This is a genomic window from Streptomyces avicenniae (assembly GCF_000719135.1).
Classification (GTDB): domain Bacteria; phylum Actinomycetota; class Actinomycetes; order Streptomycetales; family Streptomycetaceae; genus Streptomyces; species Streptomyces avicenniae.
The window spans coordinates 225452-252233 of the sequence record NZ_JOEK01000002.1 but is presented as its reverse complement, the minus strand read 5'-3'; the positions used below and the strand labels follow the sequence as shown (position 1 = coordinate 252233).

Annotated in this window: 33 protein-coding genes; 21 read left to right on the top strand and 12 right to left on the bottom strand. The window is 72.6% G+C overall.

Annotated elements, in window-relative coordinates; all coding sequences use genetic code 11:
• Positions 1-29 precede the first annotated feature (29 nt).
• The 19 genes from IF27_RS05220 (at position 30) to IF27_RS05130 (ending at position 16910) form a co-directional block, all read left to right on the top strand.
• The gene (locus tag IF27_RS05220; RefSeq protein ID WP_052848158.1) at positions 30-539 is read left to right on the top strand and encodes a hypothetical protein; all 510 of its coding nucleotides are present in this window, start codon (positions 30-32) and stop codon (positions 537-539) included.
• Positions 536-1471: an aldo/keto reductase gene (locus IF27_RS05215; protein WP_052848156.1), complete on the top strand. Its 936-nt coding sequence runs from the start codon at positions 536-538 to the stop codon at positions 1469-1471. Before IF27_RS05220 ends, IF27_RS05215 begins: the two co-directional genes overlap by 4 nt.
• Positions 1472-1584: 113 nt before the next feature.
• Entirely contained in the window at positions 1585-2745 is a 1161-nt protein-coding gene (locus tag IF27_RS05210) for an LCP family protein (protein WP_052848154.1), read from the top strand.
• 120 nt (positions 2746-2865) lie between these two features.
• Positions 2866-3090, top strand: coding sequence for a 50S ribosomal protein L31 (rpmE, locus tag IF27_RS05205; protein ID WP_052848151.1), 225 nt, complete (start codon positions 2866-2868; stop codon positions 3088-3090).
• 144 nt (positions 3091-3234) lie between these two features.
• Positions 3235-4305, top strand: coding sequence for a peptide chain release factor 1 (prfA, locus tag IF27_RS05200; protein WP_052848149.1), 1071 nt, complete (start codon positions 3235-3237; stop codon positions 4303-4305).
• Between the two features lie 24 nt (positions 4306-4329).
• Positions 4330-5208 carry a peptide chain release factor N(5)-glutamine methyltransferase gene (gene prmC / locus IF27_RS05195; RefSeq protein WP_052848146.1) on the top strand — a complete coding sequence of 293 codons (879 nt, stop codon included), beginning with the start codon at positions 4330-4332 and terminating at the stop codon, positions 5206-5208.
• 32 nt (positions 5209-5240) lie between these two features.
• On the top strand, positions 5241-5888 hold the full coding sequence (locus IF27_RS05190; protein ID WP_052848143.1) for an L-threonylcarbamoyladenylate synthase: 648 nt from the start codon (positions 5241-5243) through the stop codon (positions 5886-5888).
• 47 nt (positions 5889-5935) lie between these two features.
• A complete protein-coding gene (locus IF27_RS05185) occupies positions 5936-6580 on the top strand; it encodes an arsenate reductase/protein-tyrosine-phosphatase family protein (protein ID WP_052848140.1) in 645 nt (214 codons plus the stop codon).
• A gap of 151 nt (positions 6581-6731) precedes the next feature.
• A complete protein-coding gene (locus tag IF27_RS05180; protein ID WP_052848137.1) occupies positions 6732-8216 on the top strand; it encodes an MraY family glycosyltransferase in 1485 nt (494 codons plus the stop codon).
• A 305-nt stretch (positions 8217-8521) separates the two neighbouring features.
• A complete protein-coding gene (locus tag IF27_RS05175; RefSeq protein ID WP_052848134.1) occupies positions 8522-8947 on the top strand; it encodes a Cg1360 family ATP-synthase-associated protein in 426 nt (141 codons plus the stop codon).
• 213 nt (positions 8948-9160) lie between these two features.
• Positions 9161-9970, top strand: coding sequence for a F0F1 ATP synthase subunit A (atpB, locus tag IF27_RS05170; protein ID WP_052848132.1), 810 nt, complete (start codon positions 9161-9163; stop codon positions 9968-9970).
• 82 nt (positions 9971-10052) lie between these two features.
• Positions 10053-10283, top strand: coding sequence for an ATP synthase F0 subunit C (gene atpE, locus IF27_RS05165; RefSeq protein WP_052848131.1), 231 nt, complete (start codon positions 10053-10055; stop codon positions 10281-10283).
• 41 nt (positions 10284-10324) lie between these two features.
• Positions 10325-10885 (top strand): F0F1 ATP synthase subunit B, encoded by a 561-nt coding sequence (locus tag IF27_RS05160; RefSeq protein ID WP_052848130.1) that lies wholly within the window; start codon positions 10325-10327, stop codon positions 10883-10885.
• A gap of 45 nt (positions 10886-10930) precedes the next feature.
• The gene (locus IF27_RS05155; RefSeq protein ID WP_052848129.1) at positions 10931-11755 is read left to right on the top strand and encodes a F0F1 ATP synthase subunit delta; all 825 of its coding nucleotides are present in this window, start codon (positions 10931-10933) and stop codon (positions 11753-11755) included.
• 134 nt (positions 11756-11889) lie between these two features.
• Positions 11890-13461 carry a F0F1 ATP synthase subunit alpha gene (gene atpA / locus IF27_RS05150; RefSeq protein ID WP_052848128.1) on the top strand — a complete coding sequence of 524 codons (1572 nt, stop codon included), beginning with the start codon at positions 11890-11892 and terminating at the stop codon, positions 13459-13461.
• A gap of 3 nt (positions 13462-13464) precedes the next feature.
• Positions 13465-14394 carry a F0F1 ATP synthase subunit gamma gene (locus IF27_RS05145; RefSeq protein ID WP_052848127.1) on the top strand — a complete coding sequence of 310 codons (930 nt, stop codon included), beginning with the start codon at positions 13465-13467 and terminating at the stop codon, positions 14392-14394.
• 2 nt (positions 14395-14396) lie between these two features.
• Positions 14397-15851 (top strand): F0F1 ATP synthase subunit beta, encoded by a 1455-nt coding sequence (gene atpD, locus IF27_RS05140; protein WP_052848126.1) that lies wholly within the window; start codon positions 14397-14399, stop codon positions 15849-15851.
• A 160-nt stretch (positions 15852-16011) separates the two neighbouring features.
• Positions 16012-16395, top strand: coding sequence for a F0F1 ATP synthase subunit epsilon (locus tag IF27_RS05135; RefSeq protein ID WP_052848125.1), 384 nt, complete (start codon positions 16012-16014; stop codon positions 16393-16395).
• A 68-nt stretch (positions 16396-16463) separates the two neighbouring features.
• The gene (locus IF27_RS05130; protein ID WP_052848124.1) at positions 16464-16910 is read left to right on the top strand and encodes a DUF2550 domain-containing protein; all 447 of its coding nucleotides are present in this window, start codon (positions 16464-16466) and stop codon (positions 16908-16910) included.
• A 34-nt stretch (positions 16911-16944) separates the two neighbouring features.
• Here IF27_RS05130 and IF27_RS05125 read toward each other — a convergent pair whose 3' ends face one another.
• From IF27_RS05125 to IF27_RS05070, 12 genes are all read right to left on the bottom strand, one after another.
• Entirely contained in the window at positions 16945-17244 is a 300-nt protein-coding gene (locus IF27_RS05125) for a gas vesicle protein K (protein WP_052848427.1), read from the bottom strand.
• Between the two features lie 17 nt (positions 17245-17261).
• Positions 17262-17498, bottom strand: coding sequence for a gas vesicle protein (locus tag IF27_RS05120; RefSeq protein ID WP_052848123.1), 237 nt, complete (start codon positions 17496-17498; stop codon positions 17262-17264).
• Complete coding sequence (locus tag IF27_RS05115; protein WP_052848122.1) at positions 17479-18351, bottom strand: GvpL/GvpF family gas vesicle protein; 873 nt, start codon at positions 18349-18351, stop codon at positions 17479-17481. The genes IF27_RS05120 and IF27_RS05115 overlap by 20 nt, the downstream gene beginning before the upstream one ends.
• Complete coding sequence (gvpJ, locus tag IF27_RS05110) at positions 18348-18671, bottom strand: gas vesicle protein GvpJ (RefSeq protein ID WP_052848426.1); 324 nt, start codon at positions 18669-18671, stop codon at positions 18348-18350. The genes IF27_RS05115 and gvpJ (IF27_RS05110) overlap by 4 nt, the downstream gene beginning before the upstream one ends.
• Before the next feature lie 8 nt (positions 18672-18679).
• Positions 18680-19651, bottom strand: a complete 972-nt coding sequence (locus IF27_RS05105; protein WP_052848121.1) for an SRPBCC family protein — start codon at positions 19649-19651, stop codon at positions 18680-18682.
• A 5-nt stretch (positions 19652-19656) separates the two neighbouring features.
• Complete coding sequence (locus tag IF27_RS05100; RefSeq protein ID WP_052848120.1) at positions 19657-20442, bottom strand: hypothetical protein; 786 nt, start codon at positions 20440-20442, stop codon at positions 19657-19659.
• Positions 20442-20717, bottom strand: a complete 276-nt coding sequence (locus IF27_RS05095; protein ID WP_052848119.1) for a gas vesicle protein GvpG — start codon at positions 20715-20717, stop codon at positions 20442-20444. Before IF27_RS05095 ends, IF27_RS05100 begins: the two co-directional genes overlap by 1 nt.
• Before the next feature lies 1 nt (position 20718).
• Positions 20719-21498, bottom strand: a complete 780-nt coding sequence (locus tag IF27_RS05090) for a GvpL/GvpF family gas vesicle protein (protein ID WP_052848118.1) — start codon at positions 21496-21498, stop codon at positions 20719-20721.
• Positions 21495-21929 (bottom strand): gas vesicle protein GvpJ, encoded by a 435-nt coding sequence (gvpJ, locus tag IF27_RS05085; protein WP_052848117.1) that lies wholly within the window; start codon positions 21927-21929, stop codon positions 21495-21497. The genes IF27_RS05090 and gvpJ (IF27_RS05085) overlap by 4 nt, the downstream gene beginning before the upstream one ends.
• A 48-nt stretch (positions 21930-21977) precedes the next feature.
• Complete coding sequence (gene gvpO / locus IF27_RS05080; RefSeq protein ID WP_052848116.1) at positions 21978-22280, bottom strand: gas vesicle protein GvpO; 303 nt, start codon at positions 22278-22280, stop codon at positions 21978-21980.
• 75 nt (positions 22281-22355) lie between these two features.
• The gene (locus tag IF27_RS05075) at positions 22356-23015 is read right to left on the bottom strand and encodes a response regulator (protein WP_052848115.1); all 660 of its coding nucleotides are present in this window, start codon (positions 23013-23015) and stop codon (positions 22356-22358) included.
• Positions 23012-24253: a sensor histidine kinase gene (locus tag IF27_RS05070; protein WP_052848425.1), complete on the bottom strand. Its 1242-nt coding sequence runs from the start codon at positions 24251-24253 to the stop codon at positions 23012-23014. Before IF27_RS05070 ends, IF27_RS05075 begins: the two co-directional genes overlap by 4 nt.
• 157 nt (positions 24254-24410) lie before the next feature.
• On the opposite strand from IF27_RS05070, the gene IF27_RS05065 reads away from it, so the two are divergent.
• The gene (locus IF27_RS05065; RefSeq protein ID WP_052848424.1) at positions 24411-25004 is read left to right on the top strand and encodes a hypothetical protein; all 594 of its coding nucleotides are present in this window, start codon (positions 24411-24413) and stop codon (positions 25002-25004) included.
• A 315-nt stretch (positions 25005-25319) separates the two neighbouring features.
• Positions 25320-26777, top strand: a complete 1458-nt coding sequence (locus IF27_RS05060; RefSeq protein WP_052848114.1) for a prenyltransferase/squalene oxidase repeat-containing protein — start codon at positions 25320-25322, stop codon at positions 26775-26777.
• Positions 26778-26782: the final 5 nt, after the last annotated feature.

The window sequence follows — 26782 nt, the reverse complement described above, 5'->3', positions numbered from 1 at the left end:
TGTCAAGCACGGAAGAGGGGGAGGGACCGGTGGACTCCGGGAACACGTCACGCGAGCACGACGAGCTGGCGGCCGAACTGGTCGCCCTCGTCCGCGGGCGGCTGCTCGACCCACTGGAGATCCTGCTGGAGGAGGACCCGGAGGAGCTGGACGTGCTGCGGGCCCGGGTGGGGACCCGGGCCCGCGTCTGGGCCGCCCGGCTCCTCGGGGACGACAGCAGGGCCGCCGCGTTCACCGCCATGCGGCTCATCGGGGCGCTCTACCCGGGGGACGGGCCGTTCGACCCGCCCGCGCACTGGTGGGGGACCGCGCTGGGCCGCGTCGTGGCACGCAGGGTCGGTTACCCGGGCGTGGAGTCGGTGTCCCTCGCCGTCGCGGGGGCCATGCTCGGGGTCACCCGGCAGGGCGTCCACGACCTGGTGCGGCGCGGCAAGCTGGACCGCCACGCCTCCGGCGGCGTCACCACCGCGTCCGTGCGGGCACGTCTCGACAACAACCGCGCGGGGAACGCCCCGCGCCGCACCGAGGAGCGGAAGTGACCGACGACAGCAGGCAGGACGCGGCAGGACGGTTAGCCCTGGGGGAGGGGCTGACGGTCGGCAGGCTCGGCTTCGGAGCCATGCGGCTCCCCGGCCCGGGCTCCTGGGGCCCGCCGCAGGACCGCGGCGCGGCGCTGGCCGTGCTGCGCCGCGCGGCCGAACGCGGCGTCGAGCACATCGACACCAGCGACTTCTACGGCCCGCGCGTCGCCAACGAACTGATCAGGGAGGCGCTGCACCCTTACCCGGAGCGCCTGGTCATCGCCACCAAGGTCGGTGTCCGACGGGACGGCCCGCGCGCCTGGAACGCCGCCGCGACCCCGGACGCGCTGGCCGCGCAGGTCGAGGGCAACCTCGAACGGCTCGGGCTCGACCGCCTCGACCTCGTGTACCTGCGCGCGGCGAACGACGGGATGTTCCCGCCGGACGCGGACGCGACGTTCGAGGAGTCGTTCACCGCGCTGGCCGGGCAGCGCGAGCGCGGGCTGATCAGGAACCTCGGCCTGAGCGGCGTCACCGTCGAGCAGTTGGAGCAGGCACGTGCCCTCGCGCCCGTGACCGCGGTGCAGAACCGTTTCCACCTGCTGGACCGCGACAGTGCCGACGTGCTCCGGTACTGCGAGGAGCACGGCATCGCGTTCGTCCCGTACTTCCCGCTCGCCGCGGGCGCGCTGCGGGCGGACCTCGACCCGGCGCTGATCCCGCCCGGCTGGGGGCTCGGCCCCGGCCAGGCCGCGACGCTCGACGCGATCGCCGCACGGCACGGCGCGACGCGCGCGCAGGTCGCGCTGGCCTGGCTGCTCGCGCACGCGCCGCACATCCTGCTCATCCCCGGCACGGGCTCCCTGGCCCACCTGGAGGAGAACCTCGCCGCGGGCTCCCTGGCCCTCGGCGACGACGAGGTCGCCGAGCTGGACAAACTGACCGGCTGACCCGCCGACCGGCCCGCCCGGACAGGGCCCCGGCCGTGTCCGCCGTCCGTGTCCGCGCCCCGCCCGCGCAAGATCGACACGCGCGGGCGGACATATCGGTCCACCATGGGGAGATGAGTCCAGAACCCACCGGACCGGACGGCGGCGGACGGGCGGACCGGCCCCGGGGGAGGGGGCTCGTACGCCGCCGCCGTCCCCGTCCGCCACGCTCACGCCGCAGCCGCGTCGTGCGCGCGGCCCTGTTCTCGCTGGCCGGGGTGCTGCTGGTCAGCGGCGTCGGGATCACGGCGCTGTGGGTCAAGCTGGACGGCAACATCTCGCAGATCGACATCGACTCCGCGCTCGGCCCCGACCGCCCCGAGGACAGCCCCAACGGGTCGATGGACCTCCTCGTCCTCGGCTCCGACTCCCGGGCGGGCACGAACGGCGCCTACGGCAGCGAGCCGGGCGCCCGCGCCGACACCGCGATGGTCGTCCACCTCGACGCGGGCCGCGACACCGCCACCGTCGTCTCCATACCGCGCGACACCCTCGTCAGCCGCCCCGCCTGCGACCGCACCGGCGGCGGCACCGCGCCCGCGCAGGCACGCTCGATGTTCAACGAGTCGTACACGGTCGGCGGCCCCGCGTGCACGGTGAAGACCGTCGAGGAGATGACGGGGCTGCGCATGGACCACTACCTCGAAGTGGACTTCACCGGCTTCTCCCGGCTGATCGACACCCTCGGCGGCGTCGAGATCACGACCACCGAGGCCATCGACGACCGCGACAGCAAGCTCGACCTCCCCGCCGGGACCCACACCCTCGACGGCGAGCAGGCACTCGCCCTCGTCCGCACCCGCAAGGCGGTCGGGGACGGCAGCGACCTCAGCCGCATCCAGCTCCAGCACACGTTCCTCCAGGCGCTCGCCGACCAGGTCAGCGGCCTCGGCCTGGTCACCGACCCGAAGCGGCTGTACGACCTCGCCGACACCGCCACCTCGACGGTCACCACCGACAAGGACCTCGCCTCGGTCTCCGAGCTGGCCGGGCTCGCCAGGACGCTCCAGGGCATCGACACCGACCGCATCCGCATGACGACGCTGCCCGTCACCTACGACCCCGCCGACCCCAACCGCGTCGTGCCGATGGAGACGCAGTCCCGCGCCGTGTGGGACGCGCTGCGCCACGACCGGCCGGTGCCCGAGTCCGCGCTGCGGGGCTCGGCGGCGCGGGAGGGCACCGTGCAGAGCGTGACGTCCGGCGGCGGGGCCCCGGCGCGGGCCGCGGAATAACGGGGTCCGCGACCCCGTTTTGGCTGCCGCGACCAGTCCTGGCAGACTGGAGCGTCGGCCCCGGTTCACGGCACGCGCCCGCGTGCCGACCCGGCGCCCTCCCGATCCGAGGAGAGACCCGTGAAGCGCGACATCCACCCGGCGTACGGCGAGACCCAGGTCAGCTGCACCTGCGGCGCCACGTTCACCACCCGCAGCACCATCGACGGCGGCAGCATCCGCGCCGACATGTGCTCCGAGTGCCACCCCTTCTACACCGGCAAGCAGAAGATCCTCGACACCGGTGGCCGCGTCGCCCGTTTCGAGGCGCGCTTCGGCAAGAACGCCGGGGCCGGCCGCAAGTAGGGCCCCCGTCGGCGCCGGGCCCGGCCGCTCCCCCGCGAGCGGCCGGACCGGCGCCTTTCGCGTCCCGGCACCCCGCCGTACCCACCAGCCCACGGACCCGACGGTCCACGGACCCGACGGTCCCCCGAGCCAGGAGCAGGCACGATGTTCGAGGCGGTCGAGGAACTCATCGGCGAACACGCCGACCTCGAACGGAGACTCGCCGATCCCGGCGTGCACGCCGACCAGGCGACCGCGCGGCGGCTCGGCAAGCGCTACGCCGAGCTGACCCCCGTGATCACCGCCTACCGGGCCTGGCGGTCCTGCGGCGAGGACATCGAGACCGCCCGCGAACTGGCCGCCGAGGACCCGGACTTCGCCGCCGAGGTCAAGGAGCTGACCACGCGGCGCGAGGGCCTCACCGACGAGCTGCGGCTCCTGCTCGTCCCGCGCGACCCGAGCGACGACAAGGACGTCATCCTGGAGATCAAGGCGGGCGAGGGCGGCGACGAGTCCGCGCTGTTCGCCGGTGACCTCCTGCGGATGTACCTGCGGTACGCGGAGCGCGTCGGCTGGCGCACCGAGCTGATCGAGGGCAACGAGTCGGACCTCGGCGGCTACAAGGACGTCTCGGTCGCCGTCAAGACGCGCGGCACCCCGGCCCCCGGACAGGGCGTCTGGGCGCGGCTGAAGTACGAGGGCGGCGTGCACCGCGTGCAGCGCGTCCCCGCCACGGAGTCGCAGGGCCGCATCCACACGTCGGCGGCGGGCGTGCTGGTGCTGCCAGAGGCCGAGGACGTGGACATCGAGATCAACCCCAACGACCTGCGGATCGACGTCTTCCGCTCGTCGGGGCCCGGCGGCCAGTCCGTCAACACGACGGACTCCGCCGTGCGCATCACGCACCAGCCCACCGGCATCGTCGTCTCCTGCCAGAACGAGAAGAGCCAGCTCCAGAACCGCGAGCAGGCGCTGCGCATCCTGCGGGCCAGACTGCTTGCCGCCGCGCAGGAGGAGGCCGACCGCGAGGCGTCGGACGCGCGCCGCAGCCAGGTCCGTACCGTGGACCGCTCCGAGCGCGTGCGGACGTACAACTACCCGGAGAACCGCATCTCCGACCACCGCGTCGGCTTCAAGGCGTACAACCTCGACCATGTCCTCGACGGCGATCTCGACGCGGTCATCCAGGCGTGCGTGGACGCGGACGCCGCGGCGAAGCTGGCGGCGGCGCAGTGACGGCGGGTGCGTAGGGTGGGGCCCGTGACCGCATCGTCCCCGTCCCCGCCGCCGTCCCGGTCCGTCCTGCTGGCCGAGGTCGCCCGCGCCACCCAGCGGCTGGCCGACGCGGGGGTGCCCTCGCCGCGTTTCGACGCGGAGGAGCTGGCCGCCTTCGTGCACGGCAGCGAGCGCGCCAAGCTCCACACCGTGCCCGACGCCGAGTTCGACGCCCGCTACTGGGAGGCCGTCGCACGCCGCGAGGCGCGTGAGCCGCTCCAGCACATCACGGGGCGCGCGTTCTTCCGCTACCTCGAACTCCAGGTGGGGCCAGGCGTGTTCGTGCCCAGGCCGGAGACCGAGTCGGTCGTCGGCTGGGCCATAGACGCCGTCCGCGCCATGGACGTCGCCGAGCCGCTGATCATCGACCTGTGCACGGGCTCGGGCGCCATCGCCCTGGCGCTCGCGCAGGAGGTGCCCCGCTCCCGCGTCCACGCCGTCGAGCTGGACGAGTCGGCGCTGGAGTGGGCCAGGCGCAACGCCGAGGGCAGCCGCGTCGTCCTCCACCACGGCGACGCCCGTACCGCCCTGCCCGAACTGACCGGCCAGGCCGACCTGGTGATCTCCAACCCGCCCTACATCCCCCTCACCGAATGGGAGTACGTCGCGCCCGAGGCGCGCGACTACGACCCGCAGCTCGCGCTCTTCTCCGGCGAGGACGGCCTCGACGTCATCCGGGGCCTGGAGCGGGCCGCCCACCGGCTCCTGCGGCCCGGTGGCATGGTGGTGGTCGAGCACGCCGACACCCAGGGCGGCCTGGTGCCCTGGATCTTCACCGAGGACCGTGGCTGGGCCGACGCCGCCGACCATCCCGACCTCAACAACAGGCCCCGGTTCGCCACCGCCCGCCGGGTCGCGCGGTAACCCCGGCAACGGTGAGAGGAGACACTTCACCCATGGCACGTCGTTACGACTGCTCCGTCGCTGTCGATCGCAAGAACGGCCTGCGCGAGGCCGCCTCCGCCGCCCGCCGCGGCGAACTGGTCGTCCTGCCCACCGACACGGTCTACGGCGTCGGCGCCGACGCCTTCGCGCCCGGCGCCGTCGGCGACCTGCTGGCCGCCAAGGGCCGCGGCCGGAACATGCCGACGCCCGTCCTCATCGGCTCGCCCACCACGCTGCACGGCCTCGTCACCGACTTCGGCGAGAAGGCGTGGGAACTGGTGGACGCCTTCTGGCCAGGCGCCCTCACCCTCGTCGCACGCCACCAGCCGTCGCTGACCTGGGACCTCGGCGAGACGCGCGGCACCGTCGCCGTCCGCATGCCGCTGCACCCGGTCGCGATCGAGCTGCTGAAGGACTTCGGCCCGATGGCCGTCTCCAGCGCCAACCTCACCGGCCACCCCGCGCCCCAGACCTGCGACGCCGCCATGGACATGCTCGGCAACGCGGTCTCCGTCTACCTCGACGGCGGGCAGACGCCGGACGCCGTGCCGTCGTCCATCGTCGATGTCACCGGTCGCGTACCGGTGCTGCTGCGCGCCGGGGCGGTGAGCGAGGAGGAGCTGCGGAAGGTCGTTCCCGATCTGGAGACGTCCCATTGACGGCGCTCCCGGGAAGCCCCCCGGGCACCGGCATACGGGCGGCTGAGATGCCCGACGCCCCGCCCCGGGTCTTCCGCATCCTGCATGTCAGCACGGGCAACGTCTGCCGCTCCCCGATCACGGAACGGCTCACCCGCCAGGCGCTGGACGAGCGGCTCGGCCCGTTCGCGCGCGGCCTGGTCGTGGAGAGCGCCGGGACCTGGGGGCACGAGGGCGCGCCCATGGAGGAGCACGCCGCGCAGCTCCTCGCCGAGTACGGCGCGGACCCCGGCGGGTTCATCGGCCGCGAGCTGCTGGACGAGCACGTCGTGCACGCCGATCTCGTGCTGACCGCGACGAGGGACCACCGGGCGCAGGTCATCTCCATGGGCCACTCCGCGGGCCTGCGGACGTTCACGCTGAAGGAGTTCACCCGCCTCGTGCGGGCCATCGACATGGCCACGCTCCCGGCCGCGGAGTCGCCCGATGGGCTGGTGGAGCGCGCCCGTTCCCTGGCGCGGGCCGCCGCCGCGCTGCGCGGCTGGCTGCTGGCGCCGACGGCCGAGGCGGACGAGGTGCAGGACCCGTACGGTGCGCCGCTGCCGTACTTCCGCAGCGTCGGCGAGGAGATCCGCGCGGCGCTCGACCCGGTGGTGACGGCGCTGACCGGCGTCCCGCCGCACCGCGCGCGCGCCGACCGGGCGCTGCGCTGACGGCCCGGCGCCCCCGATCGCGGCGGGCCGCCGATGCCGTGGGCGGACAGAAGGGGCGGACGGGCAGGGAGCGGACAGCGGGGCGGTCGAGGAGGGGCCGGGACGTGAGAGGGTGTTACGCGGCAGTCCGGCGAGACCATCGGGGCTATCTGTGCGCGAATACCTGTTGACGCTCTGCGTCGCGGCGGCCGTCACCTACCTGCTCACAGGTCCGGTGCGGAAGTTCGCCATCGCGTGGGGCGCCATGCCCGCGATCAGGGCCCGTGACGTCCACCGCGAGCCGACGCCCAGGCTGGGCGGCATCGCGATGTTCGGCGGCCTGTGCGCGGGCCTGCTGGTCGCCTCGCAGCTGGAGAACGTCGGGGCCGTCTTCCGGCTCTCGGACGAGCCGCGCGCGCTGCTGTCGGGCGCGGCGCTGATCTGGGTGATCGGCGTCCTGGACGACCGGTACGGGGTGGACGCGCTGCTGAAGCTCGGCCTCCAGATGGTCGCGGCGGGCGTCATGGTGCTCCAGGGCCTCACGATCCTGTGGCTGCCCATCCCCGGCGTCGGGGTCGTCGCGCTCACGCCGCTCCAGGGCACGCTGCTGACCGTCGCGCTGGTCGTGATCACGATCAACGCGGTGAACTTCGTGGACGGTCTCGACGGCCTCGCGGGCGGCATGGTCGGCATCGCGGCGGCGGCGTTCTTCCTCTACAGCTACCGCATCTGGTACGGCTACGGCATCGAGGCCGCGGCGCCCGGCACGCTCTTCGCGGCCGTGCTGATCGGCATGTGCGTGGGCTTCCTGCCGCACAACCTGCATCCGGCGCGCATCTTCATGGGCGACTCGGGCTCGATGCTGCTCGGTCTCGTGCTGGCGGCGGGCGCCGTGTCGATCACCGGCCAGGTGGACCCGGACGCCGTGAACCTGTTCACACAGTCGGAATCGACGACCGTCCAGGAACTGATCCCGGTCTACATCCCGCTGCTGCTGCCGCTGACGATCATCGCCGTCCCGTTCGCCGACCTCGTGATGGCGATCGTGCGCCGGACGTGGAACGGCCGCTCGCCGTTCTCGGCCGACCGGGGCCATCTGCACCACCGGCTGCTGGAGATCGGCCACTCGCAGACGCGGGCGGTGCTGATCATGTACTTCTGGTCGGCGCTGATCGCCTTCGGCGCGGTCGCCTACTCGGTGCAGTCGCTGAGCGCGTGGATCGTGCCGACGGTGCTGGCGCTGAGCGCGGTGGGGCTCGTCGTCCTGCTGCTGCCGCGCTTCACGCCGCGCGTGCCCGCCTGGGCCGAGCGCGTCGTGCCGCCGCGGTACCGCATCCGCAGGCAGGAGCGCCGTGCCCGCGAGAGCCGGGACGGGCAGGACGGCGGGGACGGGCACGACGGTCCTGGCCAGGGTGGCGGCGGCGCCCCTGAGGGGCCGCGTACGGAGGGGCACGGGACCGCGCAGCGGGCCTCCCTGTCGCCCGAGGGCGCGGAGCCGAGGCCCGGGGCCGGGCAGCCGCCCGCGGGTCCAGGGACGGCCGCCCGGGAGCGTCCCGGACAGCCGCACGCGGGCCCCGCCGACGGCCCGCGCGGCGCGACGGCGGTGGGGGACCGGAAGCGGTTCGCGGTCCACCGGAAGATCGACACCCGCTCATAGCAGATGTCACGCTGCGCGTCAGCGACGCAACGCCGTGGATACTCCTTGCGTGTGATCTCCTCCACACGAACTGGGTAAAGACCTCATCAAATAGTTTGTGATAGCGTTCACGAAAGACCGGCGCCGCAGCCCATCACACGCCGGACTTGCGAACACCCGCCCGTCGGGCGCGGTGGTCACGCCCCGCGCGAACCGGCCGGCACGGAGGATCGCGCGACGTCCCCCGGCGCGATCGCCAGAGCCTGTCGGACACCGTCAACGTCGAAGACGACACGTCCCCGAAGCCCCGCCGGAGAAACACTTCCATGCAGTCCAACGACGCCCGGATCATCCGCGGCGCCGCGATCCCCACTGCCGCGGTAGGTGTGCTCGCCGTAGCCGTCGGCGCGGTGACGGCCGCCGCTGACGGCGCCGTCGGGGTCGCGCTCGGCGTACTCGTCGCCGCCGCGTTCTTCGCGCTCGGCATGGTCTCGCTCGGCGCGGTCGGCGACCGCTGGCCCGAACTCTTCATGGGCGCCGCGATGTTGATCTACACCACCCAGATGGGGCTGCTCCTCGGTCTCCTCCTCCTGCTGCGCGACGCCTCGTTCCTCAACGGAGGCGCGTTCGCGGCCGGTGTCGTGGTGGGCATCGTCGCGTGGCTCGGCGGCACCGTCCGGGTGCATCTGACGCTCAAGACCCCCTACGTCCAGCCGGAGTCGGACGCCCCGGCACGCGGCGGTCGGCCATGAGCCGGGACGAGGGGTGGATAACCGGTGTCGTCGCGGGCTGCTATCGTCCGTCGCCGGAAGCCGGAGCGATGCCGCGCGGGCTGTGCGGGACAGTCGCGCGCACGCTGACCGGCCCGCATTCCGCCACACCCAGTCCAGTGCCGTCCCGTGGCACGCTGCCACGCCGACACATCGAGGTAGCCGTATTCATGCGTCACGCCGAGGGAGCTCACGGTGAGTAACGATCAGCTGCTCGCCTTCGAGACCGATTGCCATCTGTTCCAGGAATGCGGCTTCCCCGCTCCGTCGGTGTGGTCGTTCATCTTCGACCCGATCTTCAGCGTCGGCCCGATCGAGTTCAACAAGATCATGCTGCTGGCGCTGCTCGGCACGCTGGCGATCCTGGCCTTCTTCTGGACGGCGTTCGCCAAGCCGAAGATCGTGCCGGGCAAGCTCCAGATGGTCGCCGAGGCCGGTTACGACTTCGTGCACCGCGGCATCGCGCGCGAGATCATCGGCAAGAAGGGCGAGCCGTACGTCCCGCTGCTCGTCTCGCTGTTCTTCTTCGTCTGGGTCATGAACATCTGGGCGGTCATCCCGTTCGCCCAGTTCCCCGTCACCTCGGCGATCGCCTTCCCGGCCGCACTCGCGGTGACGGTGTGGGTCGTCTACATGACGGTGACCTTCAAGACGAACGGTTTCGTCGGCGGGCTGCGCAACCTCTGCGTCCCGAGCGGCCTGCCCAAGGGCATCTACGTCGTCCTGACGCCCATCGAGTTCATCTCCAACGTCTTCCTGCGGCCGTTCACCCTGGCGGTGCGGCTCTTCGCCAACATGTTCGCCGGCCACCTGCTGCTGCTGCTGTTCATCACCGCGGCCTGGTACATGTCCGGCACGGTCGTCGGCACCGTCTACGCGGTCCCGGCGCTGGTCCTGGCGCTGGTGCTGACCGTCTTCGAGCTCTTCATCCAGGCGCTCCAGGCGTACGTCTTCACCGTCCTGACCGCCACGTACCTCTCCCAGGCGCTCGAAGAAGCGCACTGAGAGTCAGCACGACCTTCCCGAGCGCACGACCCACCGGTGGGCCAACCCCCCACCGGCCCACCACAGAGAAGGAACCACCGACATGTCCGCTTTCGAAACCCTTGCCGCCGTCGAAGGCAGCGTCAACACCATCGGCTTCGGTCTCGCGGCCATCGGCCCCGGTGTGGGCGTCGGCATCGTGTTCGGTAACGGCGTTCAGGCCATGGCCAGGCAGCCCGAGGCCGCCGGTCTCATCCGTACCAACATGCTGCTCGGCTTCGCCGTCATCGAGGCGCTGGCGCTGATGGGCTTCGTGCTGGCGTTCGCCATCTGATCCCAGCACCCCGAGCCACAACCGACGAGAGGTCAACCACCATGTTGTTCGCGGAGAGCGAGGGACCCCAGAGCCCGCTGTTGCCGGTGTGGCCCGAGGTCTTCATCGGGCTCTTCTGCTTCGCGGTCATCTTCTTCGTCTTCTACAAGAAGCTCCTCCCCAGCATCAACAAGACGCTGGAGGAGCGCCGCGAGGCCATCGAAGGCGGTATGGAGAAGGCGGAGGCCACCCAGGCCGAGGCCCGCCAGACGCTGGAGAGCTACCGGGAGCAGCTCGCCGAGGCCCGTCACGAGGCCGCCCGGCTGCGCCAGGAGGCCAAGGAGCAGGGCGCCGCGCTCATCGCCGAGATGCGTGCGGAAGGCCAGCGGCAGCGCGAGGAGATCATCGCCGCCGGTCACACCCAGATCGCGGCCGATCGCAAGCAGGCCGCCGAGCAGCTGCGGCAGGACGTCGGCAAGCTCGCCGTCGATCTGGCCGGTCGGCTCGTCGGTGAGTCCCTGGAGGACCACGCCCGGCAGAGCAGGACCATCGACCGCTTCCTCGACGAGCTGGAGGACCGCGCCGAGTCCGGCGTGACCAGCGGCTCAGAGGCGGGCCGATGACCACCGCCAGCGCGGTCCACCGGGCCGGAAGGGAAGCGTGACCGCATGAACGGAGCGAGCCGCGAGGCGCTGGAGGCGGCCAGGGAAGGGCTTGACGCCCTGGCCGACAACACGTCCCTCGACGCCGCGGCCCTCGCCGCCGACCTGGCCGCGGTCACCGGCCTGCTCGACCGCGAGGTCGCGCTGCGCCGGGTGCTGACCGACCCCGCCCAGCAGGGCGAGGAGAAGGCGGGACTGGTCGGGCGGCTGCTGACCGGCCAGGTCTCCGGCGAGGCCGTCGATCTGGTCTCCGGCATGGTCAGGTCCCGCTGGTCCGCCTCCCGCGACCTGGTGGACGCGGTCGAGGAACTGGCCGACAGCGCCGACCTCATCGCCGCGGAGCGGGCCGGGGGCCTGGACGCGGTGGAGGACGAGCTGTTCCGCTTCGCGCGGATCGTCGCCACCGCGCCGCAGCTGCGCGCGGCGCTCGCCGCCAGGAACACCGAGCAGGCCGCCGTCACGGCCCGTGCGGGCCTCGTCGCCGAACTGCTCGGCGGCCGGACCCACGAGGTCACACGGCGACTGGTCGCCCGCCTGGTGGAACGGCCGCGAGGCCGTAGCCTGGAGGCGGGACTCGAATCCCTGTCCACGCTGGCGGCGGCGCGCCGCGGCCGTTCGGTCGCGGTCGTCACCACGGCGGTACCGCTGAGCGACGGGCAGCGGGACCGGCTGGGCGGCGTCCTGGCCCGGCTCTACGGCCGGCCGATCCAGCTCAACCTGGACGTGGACCCCGCCGTCGTCGGCGGGATCTCGGTCCGGATCGGGGACGAGGTCATCCACGGCACCATCGCCGACCGCCTGGACGACGTGAACCGGCGCCTCGCCGGCTGACCGTCCGGGCGGCACGCGCCGCGAGCGTCACGCGCGGCCGATCGCACGTCGATCGAACATTGCAGGACCAGCGGCCCGGTTGGGCCGTAGACGGAACGAACGTACGGGCCCAACAAGGAGAGCAGGGAACCCAGATGGCGGAGCTCACGATCCGGCCGGATGAGATCCGGGACGCACTGGAGAACTTCGTCCAGTCGTACACGCCGGACGCGGCCTCGCGGGAAGAGGTCGGGACGGTCAGCGTTGCCGGTGACGGCATCGCGCTGGTCGAGGGGCTGCCCTCGGCCATGGCGAACGAACTGCTGGAGTTCGAGGACGGCACCCTCGGCCTCGCCCTCAACCTTGAGGAGCGGGAGATCGGCACCGTGGTCCTCGGCGAGTTCAGCGGCATCGAGGAGGGCCAGCCGGTACGCCGTACCGGCGAGGTGCTCTCGGTCGGCGTCGGCGAGGGATACCTCGGCCGCGTCGTCGATCCGCTGGGCAACCCGATCGACGGCCTCGGCGAGATCGAGACCGAGGGCCGCCGCGCCCTCGAACTCCAGGCCCCCTCGGTCATGCAGCGCAAGTCGGTGCACGAGCCCATGGAGACCGGCTACAAGGCCGTGGACACCATGACGCCGATCGGCCGCGGCCAGCGTCAGCTGATCATCGGCGACCGGCAGACCGGCAAGACCGCCCTCGCGGTGGACACGATCATCAACCAGCGCGACAACTGGCGTTCCGGCGACCCGAACAAGCAGGTCCGCTGCATCTACGTGGCGATCGGCCAGAAGGGCTCCACCATCGCGTCCGTGCGCGGCGCCCTGGAGGAGGCCGGCGCGCTGGAGTACACCACCATCGTGGCGGCCCCCGCGTCCGACCCGGCCGGGTTCAAGTACATCGCCCCGTACACCGGCTCGGCCATCGGCCAGCACTGGATGTACGACGGCAAGCACGTCCTGATCGTCTTCGACGACCTGTCGAAGCAGGCCGACGCCTACCGCGCCGTCTCGCTGCTGCTGCGCCGCCCGCCGGGCCGCGAGGCGTACCCGGGCGACGTCTTCTACCTGCACTCCCGCCTGCTGGAGCGCTGCGCCAAGCTCTCCGACGAGATGGGCGCCGGCTCGATGACCGGTCTGCCGATCGTCGAGACCAAGGCGAACGACGTGTCGGCGTTCATCCCGACCAACGTCATCTCCATCACCGACGGCCAGTGCTTCCTGGAGTCCGACCTGTTCAACGCGGGCCAGCGCCCGGCGCTGAACGTCGGTATCTCCGTCTCCCGCGTCGGCGGCTCCGCGCAGCACAAGGCGATCCGGCAGATCACCGGCTCGCTGCGCGTGGACCTCGCGCAGTACCGCGAGCTGGAGGCGTTCGCCGCCTTCGGTTCCGACCTGGACGCCGCGTCCAAGTCGTCCCTGGCCCGCGGCCAGCGCATGGTCGAGCTGCTGAAGCAGGACCAGTACAACCCGTTCTCGACCGAGAACCAGGTCGTCTCCGTCTGGGCCGGCACCAGCGGTCTGATGGACGAGATCCCGGTCGGCGACATCCGCCGCTTCGAGCGGGAGCTGCTGGACTACCTGGGCCGTGAGCACAAGAACCTCATGACCTCCATCCGCGAGGGCGGCAAGATGTCGGACGACACGCTCGACGCCGTCCGCGCCGCCGTCACCCAGTTCAAGCGGCAGTTCGAGACGGCGGACGGCCAGCTGCTGGGCGAGGACTGACCCATGGGCGCTCAGCTTCGCGTATACAAGCGGCGGATCAAGTCCGTCACGGCCACCAAGAAGATCACGCGTGCCATGGAGATGATCGCGGCCTCGCGCATCGTCAAGGCGCAGCGCAAGGTGGCCGCGTCGGCGCCGTACGCCGACGAGCTGACCAGGGCCGTCACCGCCGTCGCGCACGGCGCGGGCGTCAAGCACCCGCTGACCACCGAGGCCGAGCGGCCCCGGCGGGCGGCGGTGCTGCTGATCACGTCCGACCGCGGTCTGGCCGGCGGCTACTCGGCCAACGCCATCAAGGCCGGCGAGCACCTGACCAGCGAGCTGGTCGCCCAGGGCAAGCAGGTGGACGCCTACATCGTCGGCCGCAAGGGTGTCTCGTACTACGGCTTCCGGGAGCGGCCGGTCCGCCAGTCGTGGACCGGCTTCACGGACAGCCCGACGTACGCCGACGCCAAGGCCGTGGCGGAGCCCCTCATCGAGGCGATCCAGCGGGACACGGACGAGGGCGGCGTCGATGAGCTGCACATCGTCTTCACCGAGTTCATCTCGATGATGACGCAGCGGCCGGTCGAGACCCGGATGCTGCCGCTCACGCTGGAGCGCTCCGCCGAGGAGTCGGCCGAGACGTTCCAGCGCGGCAACCAGGCGCAGCCGCTGTACGAGTTCGAGCCGTCGGCCGAACGCGTGCTGGACGAGCTGCTGCCGCGCTACGTCGAGAGCCGGATCTACAACGCCCTGCTCCAGGCGGCGGCCTCCAAGCACGCCGCCACCCGCCGGGCGATGAAGTCCGCGACCGACAACGCCGAGGACCTGATCCGGTCGCTCACCCGGCTTGCGAACGCGGCCCGCCAGGCCGAAATCACCCAGGAAATCACCGAGATCGTCGGTGGCGCGAGCGCCTTGGCCGACGCGACCGCGGGAAGTGAACGCTGATCATGACTACTGCTGCTGAGTCGGCCCCCACGCAGGCCACGGCCACGGGCCGCATCGCGCGGGTCAGGGGCCCGGTCGTGGACGTGGAGTTCCCCGTGGACTCCATGCCCGGGATCTACGACGCGCTGACCGTTGACATCGCCGACCCGGCGCAGGCCGGTGCGACGAAGACGCTGACCCTTGAGGTCGCGCAGCACCTCGGTGACGGCATGGTCCGTACCGTCGCCCTGGAGCCGAACGACGGCCTGGTCCGCCAGGCGCCCGTCACGAACACCGGCAAGGGCATCACGGTGCCGGTCGGCGACGTGACCAAGGGCCGCGTCTTCAACACCCTGGGCCGCATCCTGAACGAGCCCGAGGCCGAGTCGGAGATCACCGACCGGTGGGAGATCCACCGGCAGGCGCCCGCGTTCGACCAGCTTGAGTCGAAGACCGAGATGTTCGAGACCGGTCTGAAGGTCATCGACCTGCTCACCCCGTACGTCCGGGGTGGCAAGATCGGCCTGTTCGGCGGCGCCGGGGTGGGCAAGACCGTGCTCATCCAGGAGATGATCATGCGTGTGGCGAAGCTGCACGAGGGCGTCTCCGTGTTCGCCGGTGTCGGCGAGCGCACCCGTGAGGGCAACGACCTGATCGCGGAGATGGCCGAGTCCGGCGTGCTCCCGCAGACCGCCCTCGTCTTCGGCCAGATGGACGAGCCGCCGGGCACCCGCCTGCGCGTCGCCCTGGCCGGTCTGACCATGGCGGAGTACTTCCGCGATGTGCAGAAGCAGGACGTGCTGTTCTTCATCGACAACATCTTCCGCTTCACGCAGGCCGGTTCCGAGGTCTCCACCCTGCTGGGCCGCATGCCCTCCGCGGTGGGCTACCAGCCGAACCTGGCGGACGAGATGGGTGTGCTCCAGGAGCGCATCACCTCGACCCGTGGCCACTCGATCACCTCGATGCAGGCGATCTACGTGCCCGCCGACGACCTGACGGACCCGGCCCCGGCCACCACGTTCGCCCACCTCGACGCGACGACGGTGCTCTCCCGTCCGATCTCGGAGAAGGGCATCTACCCGGCCGTGGACCCGCTGGACTCCACGTCCCGCATCCTGGACCCGCGCTACGTCTCGCAGGACCACTACGACTGCGCCTCGCGCGTCAAGAACATCCTGCAGAAGTACAAGGACCTCCAGGACATCATCGCCATCCTCGGCATGGACGAGCTGGGCGAGGAGGACAAGCTCACCGTCAGCCGCGCCCGCCGTATCGAGCGCTTCCTGTCGCAGAACACCCACGCGGCGAAGCAGTTCACCGGCATGGACGGCTCGGACGTGTCGCTGGACGAGTCCATCGCCGCGTTCAACGCCATCGCGGACGGGGAGTACGACCACTTCCCCGAGCAGGCGTTCTTCCTGTGCGGTGGCCTCGACGACCTGAAGGCCAAGGCCAAGGCGCTGGGCGTCTCCTGACACCGGCGCCCGGCCGACCGCCGGGCCGCGGACCGCGTCCGTCCCGGGGCGGGGGCCCACCCCGACAGGGAGCCCCCGCCCCACGGACGTCCGCGCACCCCATCTATTCTTCGACTAGCCGGCGATATCCAGGTGGATATCCGGAAGTGAGGGAGCCATCGTGGCTGAGCTGCACGTCGAGTTGGTCGCCGCCGACCGCCGGGTCTGGTCCGGCGAGGCGAGCCTGGTCGTCGCGCGGACCACCGCGGGCGACATCGGCATCATGCCCGGCCACCAGCCGGTGCTTGCCGTGCTGAAGTCGGGCCCCGTGACCATCCGCACGGCGGGCGAGAGCGGCACCGGCACGGTCACCGCGGCCGTGCACGGCGGTTTCCTGTCGTACACGGACGGTAAGCTGTCGCTGCTCGCCGAGATCGCCGAGCTGTCCGACGAGATCGATGTCGAGCGTGCCCAGCGTGCCCTGGAGCAGGCCCGTGCCGAGGAGGACGCGGAGGCCGAGCGGCGTGCCGACGTCCGCCTGCGTGCCGTGTCGGTGGATCGCTGACGCATCACCAGGCACACCAGGGGTATCCGGCGCGAGACACACGGCACGAGGCGAGGAGGTCGTCACCCATGGTCGTCGTCCTGCTCGTGTCCGTGGGGGCGGTGCTCCTGCTCGCGGTTCTCGGGCTCTTCGGCTTCGGACTGCGGCGCAGGCTGATCCAGCGCTCCGGCGGCACGTTCGACTGCAGCGCCCGGTTCACCGTGCGCGCGGGGCAGCCGTCCGGCAAGGGCTGGCTGTACGGCGTCGCCCGCTACAACGGGGACCACGTCGAGTGGTTCCGGGTCTTCTCCTACGCGCCGCGTCCCCGGCGTACCCTCCAGCGCGACCGTATCGAGGTACGGGAGCGGCGGCGCCCGGCCGACGACGAGGAGCTGGCGCTGTTGCCCGGCGCGGTCGTCCTCAGCTGTCGCCACGAGGAATGGGACATCGAGCTGGCGATGAGCGAGGACGCGCTCACCGGCTTCCTGGCCTGGCTGGAGGCGGCGCCACCCGGACAACGGGTGAACGTCGCCTGAGCCGGGCCTTTCGCGTTCCCGCGCCCGTGGGGTGTCAGTCCCGCGGCAGCAGCGAGCCGAGGGGGCCGAGGTCGAGGTTGAGGTCGGCGGCCGTCAGGCCGAACTGGTCGCGCAGCTCCTCCATCCGCCGCTCCAGCAGCATCAGGGTGGTGCCGACGCGCTCCACCTGCTCGTCGGTCAGCTCGCCCGCCTCGACGCGGCGGACCGCCTGCCGTTCCATGAGCTGCCGCAGCAGTTCCACGATCGTGAGCACGAGCGCGGCGAGGTCGCGTCCGACGCTCGGCCCGTCGATGTCGAGCCGCGCGGGCGCGCCGCCGGGTGCCGTGGCGGCCAGCACGTCCCGTGCCCCGCTCACAGCGGCCCGCTGTCGGCCCAGGGCGACGGCACGCGCTCGGAGACCGAGGCCAGCAGCGCGTGCAGCGACAGCCGCACGAGGGGCACCTCGGCGATGGCGATCACCAGGTCGCCGCTGATGACGACCCCGCAGCCGAGGACCCGGTCGAGCAGGTCAACCAGTGGGACGCCGATCGGTCCGTAGGGCCCGTCGGGGCCCTTCCACGCGACGGGTTCAGCCGTGGGTGTCGTCATGGTCCTCACCCGTGAACGAGTAGGGCGCCCAGGGGCCGGTCAGGTCGATCCGCAGCCGTTCCGCGATCTCCGGCGCCTGCCGCAGGGCCGCCACGGCGGCGCGGAACTCGGCGGCGCGGGCGCGGTCCACGAGGTAGGCGGCGTTGAACACCTGCGGCTGCGGGCCGCCCTGCGCGCCGTCGCCCTGGAGGCGCAGCCTGCGGGCGGCGGTGGCGAGGGGGCGCAGGCGGGCGTCCACGCGCTCGGCCGCGTCGTACGCGGCGCGCTGCCGGTCCTCGCGGGCGCGCTGCCGACCGCGTACGCGGTCGAGGTAGGCGCGGCCCGACGGCTCGGGCGCAGGGGTGGGCGCAGGGGCCGGTGCGGCGGCGGGTTCCGGCGGGGGCGCCGTCGCGCGGCCGGTGAGCGTCAGCTTGACGCCCCACTCCTCGCGGCCGGTGACGCGGTCGAGGACGGTCAGGAGGCGGGCGGCGTCGGCGACGAGCGCGTCGGCGGCCCGTCCGTCCGCGAGGTAGAGCGTCGCGAGGGGGAGGGGGACGGCCGGGGCGGTGGCCGCCGTGACGGCGACCACCTCGTCGTGGGCCCGCGCGTACTGTTCGAGCGCCGCGCGGTCGGCGAGCCGTTCGCGCAGCGCCTCGGGGGTGAACGCCTCGGCCGGCACGTCCTGGACGACCGCGGTGAGCGGCCCGGCGGCCAGGGCGCGGACGGGTCCTGTGGCCGTGACGTGGCCGGGGACGGACGCCAGCGCGGCGGCCAGGGCGCCCTCGGCGGCGCGGGGGCAGACGGCGAAGACGCAGGTGGCGGACGCCGACGTGGCGGTCCCTGGGGGCGCGGGGGAGGAGGCGGGTGCGGTCATGGGCGGTCGGTGATCTCCTGTTGCAGGTCGGCGATGCGCTCGCGCAGCAGACGGTTCTCGTCCACGAGGGCGTCGCGTGCGGCCGTGGTGGACAGCGACGGCTCGGTCTCCCACCAGTTGATGCCCGCCTTGCGGGCGGTATCGACGGAGGAGATGAACAGCCGCAGGCGGATCGTCAGCAGCTCGATGTCGAGCAGGTCGATCTTGATGTCACCGGCGATGACGATGCCCTTGTCGAGGATGCGTTCGAGGATGTCGGCGAGGTTGGACGGGCCCGAGGCGCGGTGCGTGAGCGTGTCGCAGGTGTCCACGGGCTCCAGGGGGAGGGTCACCGCTTCTCCTCGTCTTCGGCCTCGTCGTCCTCGTCGTCCTCTTCCTCGTCCTGGTCGTCCTGGTCGTCGTCCCCCTGGTCCTCGTCGTCCGGTTCGTGGTCCTGGACGACCTCGCCGTCCCGGATCTCGCCGAGCCAGCCCTCGGGCACCTCGTCGGCCTCCAGCGTCACGTAGCGCTGGAAGTTCTTGAGGTCGAGGCGGATGCGGCGGCCCGCGGCGCGCCAGATGTTGGCCGTCTTCTCGAAGAAGCCCGCCGGGTAGTACTGGACGACGAGCACGATCCGCGTCAGCTTCGGCGCCAGCTCGTGGAAGGAGACCACGCCGGTGGTGCTGCCCTGGGCGCCCTCGGACGTCCACTCGATCCGCTCGTAGGGGATCTGCTCCTGGACGGTGGCCTTCCAGCCGCGACTGGAGGGGCCGACCTTCAGCTTCCAGTCGGTGGTCGTCTCGTCGGAACGCTGGACGCTCTGCACGCCCTTCATGAAGTCGCCGAAGTCCTCGTACGACGTCCAGTGGCGGTAGCAGTCGCTCAGGGGGAGACCGACGTCGATGGTCTCGATGATGCTGGTGAACTTGCCGCCCGCGCTGCCGCCCTTGCCCTTCCCGCCGCCCTTGCCGCCCCCGTCGTCGTCGCCGCCGCTGTCGTCGTCGTCCCCGCCGCCCATCCCGGGGACCGCCTTCTTCACCGAGCCGACGGCCGAGTCCTTCGCCTTGCTCGCCCCGGCACCCGCGAGCTTCGCGCCCGTCTTCGGCAGCTGCGTGGGGTGCAGCGCGTTCTGCCCGACCTGACCGGCCACGCCGCCGAGCTTGCCCCCGGCCCGGTCCGCGAGCCGGTGGATCTGCGCCGTGAGGAAGCCGGTCAGCTCGTGGCCGAGGCGTTCCATGCTCTGGGTGAGCACGTCGGACGCGCCGCCCTTGCCGTCCTTGCCGCCCTTGCTGTCCTGGTCGGCCGTGTCGCTGTTCGCCATGTCGGCTACCTCTCACGCTGGGGTCGGGAGGTGGCACGGGCGGCCCGCTTGCTGGCGCCCGCCGCCTTCCTCGTGTGGGCCGCCTTCGCCGCGGCGGCCTTCTTGCGCTGCTTCCGGGGCGGCGGCTGGTCGTCGTGGCTGTGGTCCACGGCGTCCTCCTCGTCGTCCGGCCCGTCGTCGCCGTCGTCGCCGTCGTCGCCGTCGTCGCTGTCGTCGCCGTCGTCCGCCGGAGCCTTGCCACGTCCGGAACGGTCGCGGTGCCGGTGGCTGCTCCGTCGCGCCTGGGGCTGCTCGTCCTCGCCCTCGTCCTCGTCGTGGTCCTCGTCGTCCGGGTGGTCCTCGTGCTCGTCGTGAGGTTCCTGGTCCTCGTCCTCGTCCTGGTCCTCGTCGTCCGGGTGGTCCTCGTGCTCGTCCTCCGGTTCCTGCTTCTCCCGGGGCTTCCGCCCCTCCGGCGGCGTCTCGTCCTTGTCCTCGTGCTCGTCGGCGCCGAGCGAGCCGCTGATCGACTCGGTCCTCTCGTGCAGCGTGTCCGCGAGGGTGCCGATCTGCTGGTGGGCGGCCGAGCGCCCGGCGTCGAGGAACTGGCTGCGCAGCCGCTCGGTGGCCTCGGCGAACTGCGGGTTCTCCTGGATCTTCCGCACGCCCGCGCCGACCATCCCCCGGGGGCTCAGCCCGAAGCGGCGCCCGGCGGCGTAGGTGGCGACGGCGAAGGCGAGCTTGGCCTTGCGGCGGCGTCCCAGCAGGTAGCCGCCCGCGATGCCCGCGGCCAGCGCCGCCTTGGTGGTGTCCATCAGTTCAGGGCCTTCCTGCTCGGTTGGGTGGGGGGCGGGGCGGACGCCGCCCGGCGGCGTTGCAGCTCGACCAGGAGGGCCTCCTCCTCGCGTTCGAACTCCGCCTCGCCGATCTCGCCCTCGTCCAGCGCCCGGTGCAGCGCCGTGATTCGGGCGAGGACGGGCGCCGGGTCGCTCGTCTCCTTGTCCGCGGCCTCGGCGATCCGCTCGGCCACCCACGCGGTGCCGCGGACGGGAGCCAGCGGCAGCAGGAGCAGTCCTGAGAGCAGGCCCATGTCAGGACCGCCCGGCGAGCGTGGCGGGGGGCGGTCCGGCGGGCGCGGGCGCGGCCTCGGCGGCCGTCCCCGTGTCGGCGAAGCTGAAGCAGGGCAGCGGGCCGGTGACCCGCAGCTCGGCCCGCGCGGCGACCTCCGCCGTGCGGCGGGCCGCCTCCGCGCCGAAGTCGGCGACGGCGGCGCGCGGTACGAGGAACGAGGTGTTGCCGACGCAGCCGGGCACCTCGGGACCGGGCGAGACGGCCTCCGCGAACGCGCCGAGTGCCCGCAGCACCGGCGCCGCCGCCGTGGTGGCGAGCCGCCGCAGCGCGTCCGTCGCCGCCTCGCCGAGGCGGACGCTGGTCTCGTAGCCGGGGCGGCGGCGTGCCTGCTCGCGGAGCGAGCGCAGCGTGGCGTCCGCCCGCAGCAGCCCGGCGAGCGCGGCCTCGACGGGGAAGACCTTCACGTTCATCTCCAGCCGCCCGTCGAGCCGTTCGAGCGCGCGCAGGTGCGTGTCCAGGGACGCGGCGAGGCGGTCCACGAGCGTGGCGCGGTCCGGGGCGACGACGCCGAAGCGCATCGGCACCACGGGGCCGTCCGCCGCGAGCGCGAGCAGCGTCTCCTGGTGCGCGACGAGGTCGCGGCGGCGCGCCAGCAGGTCGGGCGGCGCCTTGCTGACGACGGCGGCGAGCGCGCCGTCGCCCACGACACGCAGGCGCGCCGGGGGGTCGCCGACGCCCCGTGCCCCGGCCGGGAGGGGATGGCCGGGACGGACGACGCCGTACACGTACAGCGCGCTCATTCGTCACCTCCGTCGTCGTCGTGGTGGTGCTCGTGGTGGTGGTGCCGGTGGTGGCCGGGCGTGAGGGTGTCCTTGACCTTCTTCGCCTTCTTGCGGCCCGAGCCCGCCGTCTTCTTGACCTTCTTGGCGGCCCGGTGGCGGACGGGCGGGTGGGGGGCCTTGGCGCCGCCCCTGATGTTCGGCAGGGACTGCGCCCGGTCGTCCGCCTCCAGGTCGATCCGGTTGCAGACCTCGGCGAAGTACAGGTACGTGTCCACGCTGGCTATGACGACGCGGACGTCCACGCGCAGGATCTCGATGCCGACCAGCGAGACGCGTACGAACACGTCGATGACCATGCCGCGGTCGAGGATGATGTCGATGACGTCGTAGAGGGTGCCCGAGCGGGGTGCGCAGGTGAGGGTGTCGGGGTAGGGGGTGGCCACGGTCATGCGGGTGCTCCTTCGCGGGGTGGCGCCAAGCGGTGCCGGAGGGGTGCGTCAGTCGTCGGACGCGGCGCGCCGGTAGCGGCGGACCCTGCGGAAGCGCAGGAGTCTCCCGTCCTGGTCGAGGTCCACCTCGTAGGTGGCCATCAGGCTGGTGGTGTCCGGGATGCGCGGGACTTCGAGGACGTCGAGCGCGACGCGCCAGCCGTGGTCCTCCGCGGAGACGGCGGAGACGCCGTCCACGGGGTGCCCGGTGAGGCGTTCGAGGCGGCGGCTCGCCCGCCGGGCGGCGCCCTCGGGGCCGCGGACGCGCTCGGCCGTCGCCTGACCGCCGCGCCGTTTCGAGTGTTCTCCCATGGGCTCAGTCTCGGCAGGGTCCCGCCGATCGGCGCGGGGTGCTGAGCCGTCCGGGGGGTGGCGCGGCGGCCGGGATCAGCGGGCGTCCGGCGTCAGACCCAACTCCTGGGCCAGGACGGCGGCTTGCACGCGGCTGCGCAGGTCGAGCTTGCCGAGCAGGCGGCTGACGTGCGTCTTCACGGTCGCCTCCGCCATGCCGAGGCGGCGGCCGATCTGCACGTTGGACAGGCCCGCGCCGACGTGGGCCAGCACCTGGTGCTCGCGGGGCGTGAGCGTGGGCACCCTGGCGGCGGCGGGGGACGGCGCGCGTGGCGCCGTGCGGGCGAACTCGGTGATCAGCCGCCGTGTGACGGCCGGGGCGATCGCGCCCTCGCCCGCCGCGACGGCGCGGACGGCCGCGATCAGCGTCTCGGCGTCGCTGTCCTTCAGCAGGAAGCCCCCCGCGCCCGCGCGCAGGGCGCCGAAGACGTACGCGTCGAAGTCGAAGGTCGTGAGGACCAGCACCTCGGCGAGGCGTTCCGCGGTGATCGCGGCGGTGGCGGAGACGCCGTCGAGGCGGGGCATCTGGACGTCCATCAGGACGAGGTCGGGGCGCAGCTCGCGGGCGAGCCGTACGGCGCGCTCTCCGTCGGCGGCCTCCCCCACCACCTCGATGCCGGGGGCGGCGCCCAGGATGAGGACGAGCCCCTGGCGTACCGCGGCCTGGTCCTCGGCGACGAGCACGTGGATCGTCATGGGCGGGCGCTCCCCTCGGGGCGTGGGGCGGTCTCGGCCGGGGTGGGGGGCTCCGGGGGTTCCTGCCGTTCCCGCGGGTCGAGCGGCAGGTCGGCGCGGACGTGCCAGGCGCCGCCGTCCCGTCCCGCCGTCAGCGCGCCGCCGAGGAGCGCCGCGCGCTCGCGCATCCCGGTGAGGCCGGTGCCCGTGCCGGGCACGTCGGTGGCGCGCCGCCGCTCGCCGTACGGGCTGGTGATCTCGACGCGCAGGGTGTCGTCGTGGACATCGAGGCGGACGGCCGCGCCGCCGGGGGCGCCGTGCTTCACCGCGTTGGCCAGGGACTCCTGCACGATGCGGTAGGCGGCGAGCTCGACCGGCGCGGGCAGGGGGGCGTCCGGGCGGTTGTCGTGGACGGTGAAGCGCAGGCCGGTGGCGGCGCCCGACTCGTTCGCCCGGGTGATCAGGGCGGTGAGGCCGTCGAGGCTGGGGGCCGGGGACGGCGCCTCGGGCGTGCCGTCGCGCAGCAGGCCGATGAGGCGGCGCATCTCGGTGAGGCCCTGGGTGGAGTTCTCGCGTATGACGCCGAGGGCGTGGTGGGTGACGGCGGGTTCGTCGAGGGACAGGGCGGCCGTCGAGTGGAGGGCTATGGCGGACAGGTGGTTGGCGACCACGTCGTGCAGTTCGCGGGCCACGCGGGAGCGTTCCGCCGTGACGGCCTGGGTGCGGTCGAGTTCGGCGAGCAGGCGGGTCTGTTCGGCGCGGAGCCGTTCGGCGGCGGCGTCGTCGCGGTGGGCGCGGGTGATCGCCCCGGTGAACGCGGAGCCGGCCGTGACCAGGCCGAGCACCGCGCCGAGCAGCAGGGCCTGCGGGTCGCGCAGCAGGACGAGGAGGAGGCCGGTGCCGACGACGCTCAGGACGATGGACGCCATCGGGACGGCGCGGGCGACGCGCGGCGCCCCGTACATCACGGCCGCGTAGCAGAGGTCGGTGAACAGCGCGACGGTCACGACCAGCGAGCCCGTGGCCTGGTCGGCGACGACGGCGGCGCAGCCGAGCAGGAGCGCGCCCGGCTGCCAGGTCCTGCGCAGCAGCGCGGCGGCGCAGATGACGGCCAGGGGGAGCAGGACCCAGTTCTCGCGCCCCTGCGCCAGCGCGGGGCTGGAGTAGAGGCCGAGCCACCACATGACGAGGCCGCCCGTCAGGCCGGTGGCGGCGATCAGGGCGTCGGTGCGGTGGGGGCGGGTGCGTGGTCCCGGCATGCCGTCCATCTCAGCACAGGCGGGCGGCGTCGCGGCCGGGGCTACATCGAAAGTTGCAGCCTGGATCGTCATTTCCGATGACGGAACGGGGCGGGCGCGGCGGAAGGCTGGGTGTAGGGCAGGGGCTGCCTGCCTGGTGGCGGAGATCGGGGGAGACGTGGGTATCGGGCTGATTCTCGCGGCGGAGATCGCCTTCTGGGTGGTGCTCGGCGGCGGGCTCGTGACGCGTTACGTGCTGCGCAGGCGGCGGTTGAGCAATGTGCTGCTGCTGTGCGTGCCGGTGGTGGACCTCGTGCTGCTGACGGTGACGGTCGTGGATCTACGCTCGGGCGGCGAGCCGTCGTGGGCGCACGGTCTGTCGGCGCTGTACCTCGGCTTCACCGTGGCGTACGGGCACTACGTCATCCACTGGGCGGACGGGCATGCGGCGCACTGGTGGGGAGGCGGGCCGCGCCCGCAGAAGCCGCCGAGGTACGGGGCGGCGCGGGCGCGCCACGAGTGGCGGCTGTGGGCGATGACGCTGGCGGGCGCGCTGATAGCGATCGGCGTGCTGGAGGCGATGCTGTGGCTCATAGGCGACGTGGCCGGGCGGGATCGGCTGCGTGCGACGCAGTCGGCCGCCCTGCGGGCGGTGCTCATCCACGGGGTCGTGGCGGCCACCTACTCGATCTGGCAGAAGCGGCCCCCCGCCGAGGCCGCCGAGGCCCCCGCGCCGGTGGGGACGGCCCGCGACACCGAGGTGCCCCGCTGAGCCGGTCGCACCTCGGGCGCGGAGGAGGTTGTCGGCCGCGGTCTGCGTCAGACGTAGGTCATCAGGGCGGAGATGGGCAGCGGTTCGCGATGAGCCCGGAGTTACGAGCGCAGCGTCCCGTGTTGATCTGGGGCAGCGTCTCCGTGAGGGTGCTGGGCCGACCCGCCGCCTTCCTCTGCCTCCGGGGCGGAGCCTTGCTGCTTCGCATGCTTCATGACCGTGCACGGCGGCGAGCTGGGCGTGAACGCGGGTCTCTGCCGGTCGAGCCGGGTACGTTCCCGGGGAGCCATCAGCGGTCGGCGGCGGAGGCGAATCGTGAAGAGAACGCGTGCGGGGCTGAGCGCATTCGAGCCCAGGGCGGGCGAGGCCGCCCGTACCTTGCTGCGCCACCAGGGCCACGACGGCGGATGGGGCCTGACACTCACTTCCGTCTCGTCGATCGTCAACACCAGTGAAGTCCTGCCCATCCTGCGGGCCGCCGGCATCGCCGGCCAACCGGTACGTCAGGCGCTGGACTTCTTGACCGGCGCCATCGCGGAGCACTGCCGTCCCCGTGACAAGGGGGGCCGTGGGGAGCACACCCGATTCATCGCCTTCGGCCTGGCCGGCCTGCTGTCCCACCCCCGCTTCTTCCAGCACGACGGGGTCGCGGAGACCGCGGCATGGTGTGTCGGGCGACTTGAGGATCACCAGGTGGATCACGGTTGGCCCGAGGTGCTCCGGCTCGACGACACCTCGCTGCACCAGACGGCCCTCGCCGTTCATGCGCTCGCTCAGCTCCGAGACGTCCTTCACTCCTTCGGCCCGGGACTCGTCCTGCCCGGCGGGGTGGAGAGCGGCAGCCTTCTTGAGCGGGTCGAGCCGCTGATCGACCACGGCGTGCACGGCCTGCTCTACCACCGGCGCCCCAGCGGAGCATGGGGGTGGCGCACCTACATCGACACCGATCCGAGCCCAAGCAAGACCGCGCTGTGCCTGTTGGCATTGGCCGCGGTCAATTCAGGTATCGGGCCCGACGGCGAGCCCGCGTACCGGGACGACCCACGGGAGGTCGGCGGAGTGCACGGGCCGGTGCAGACGAAACGGCTTTCCGACGCCGTCAACGAGGCTGGCCGGTGGTTGCTGCGCAACCACCACCGATGGGAGACCTTCGTCGAGGACGACAAGGACGTGCAGGGCACCGCGTGGGAGCACCTGGCGTACGCCCTGTGCACCCAAGGGGCCATTCGGGCCGGCGCCAGCCCACGAGATGCCCGGCTCACGAAGGCATGGCGCCTGATGAACGACCTCTGGGACGCGGAGGCCGGGATGTGGAACGAGCCGGGCGCTTCGGGGAAACGCGCCACTATCCGGGCCGCGTACTACACCGTGTCGGCCTACGAAGAGGCAATACGGCGCTCGGCGCGGCTGAGTCTGGACGACAGCATCCCGGAGGACCGGGGCGCGGAGGAATCGCCGGAGAGGGTCATCGAGCACGTCGCGCTCGGCCCGGGGCGCAAGGTTCTCCTCGGGGCACGCGACGGCGGAGGGGAGGTGATCTGCGAGCTGTCGGAGCGTCTGTTCGACCTGATCAAGGTCCTGTACGACGCGCCTGAGGACGGCCTCGCGAAGGAACGTATCGCGGGCATGCTCTACGTGGCGCCGTCGTCGGTGCCGAAGTACGTTCAGCGGCTGAACCAGGCGATCTCCGTCGCCTTCGGTGGCGCTCCGGCTCGGCTCCTCCTGCCCGCCACCATCGATGGTTCCAGCGGATATCGCCTCGCGGGGCGGTAGGACGG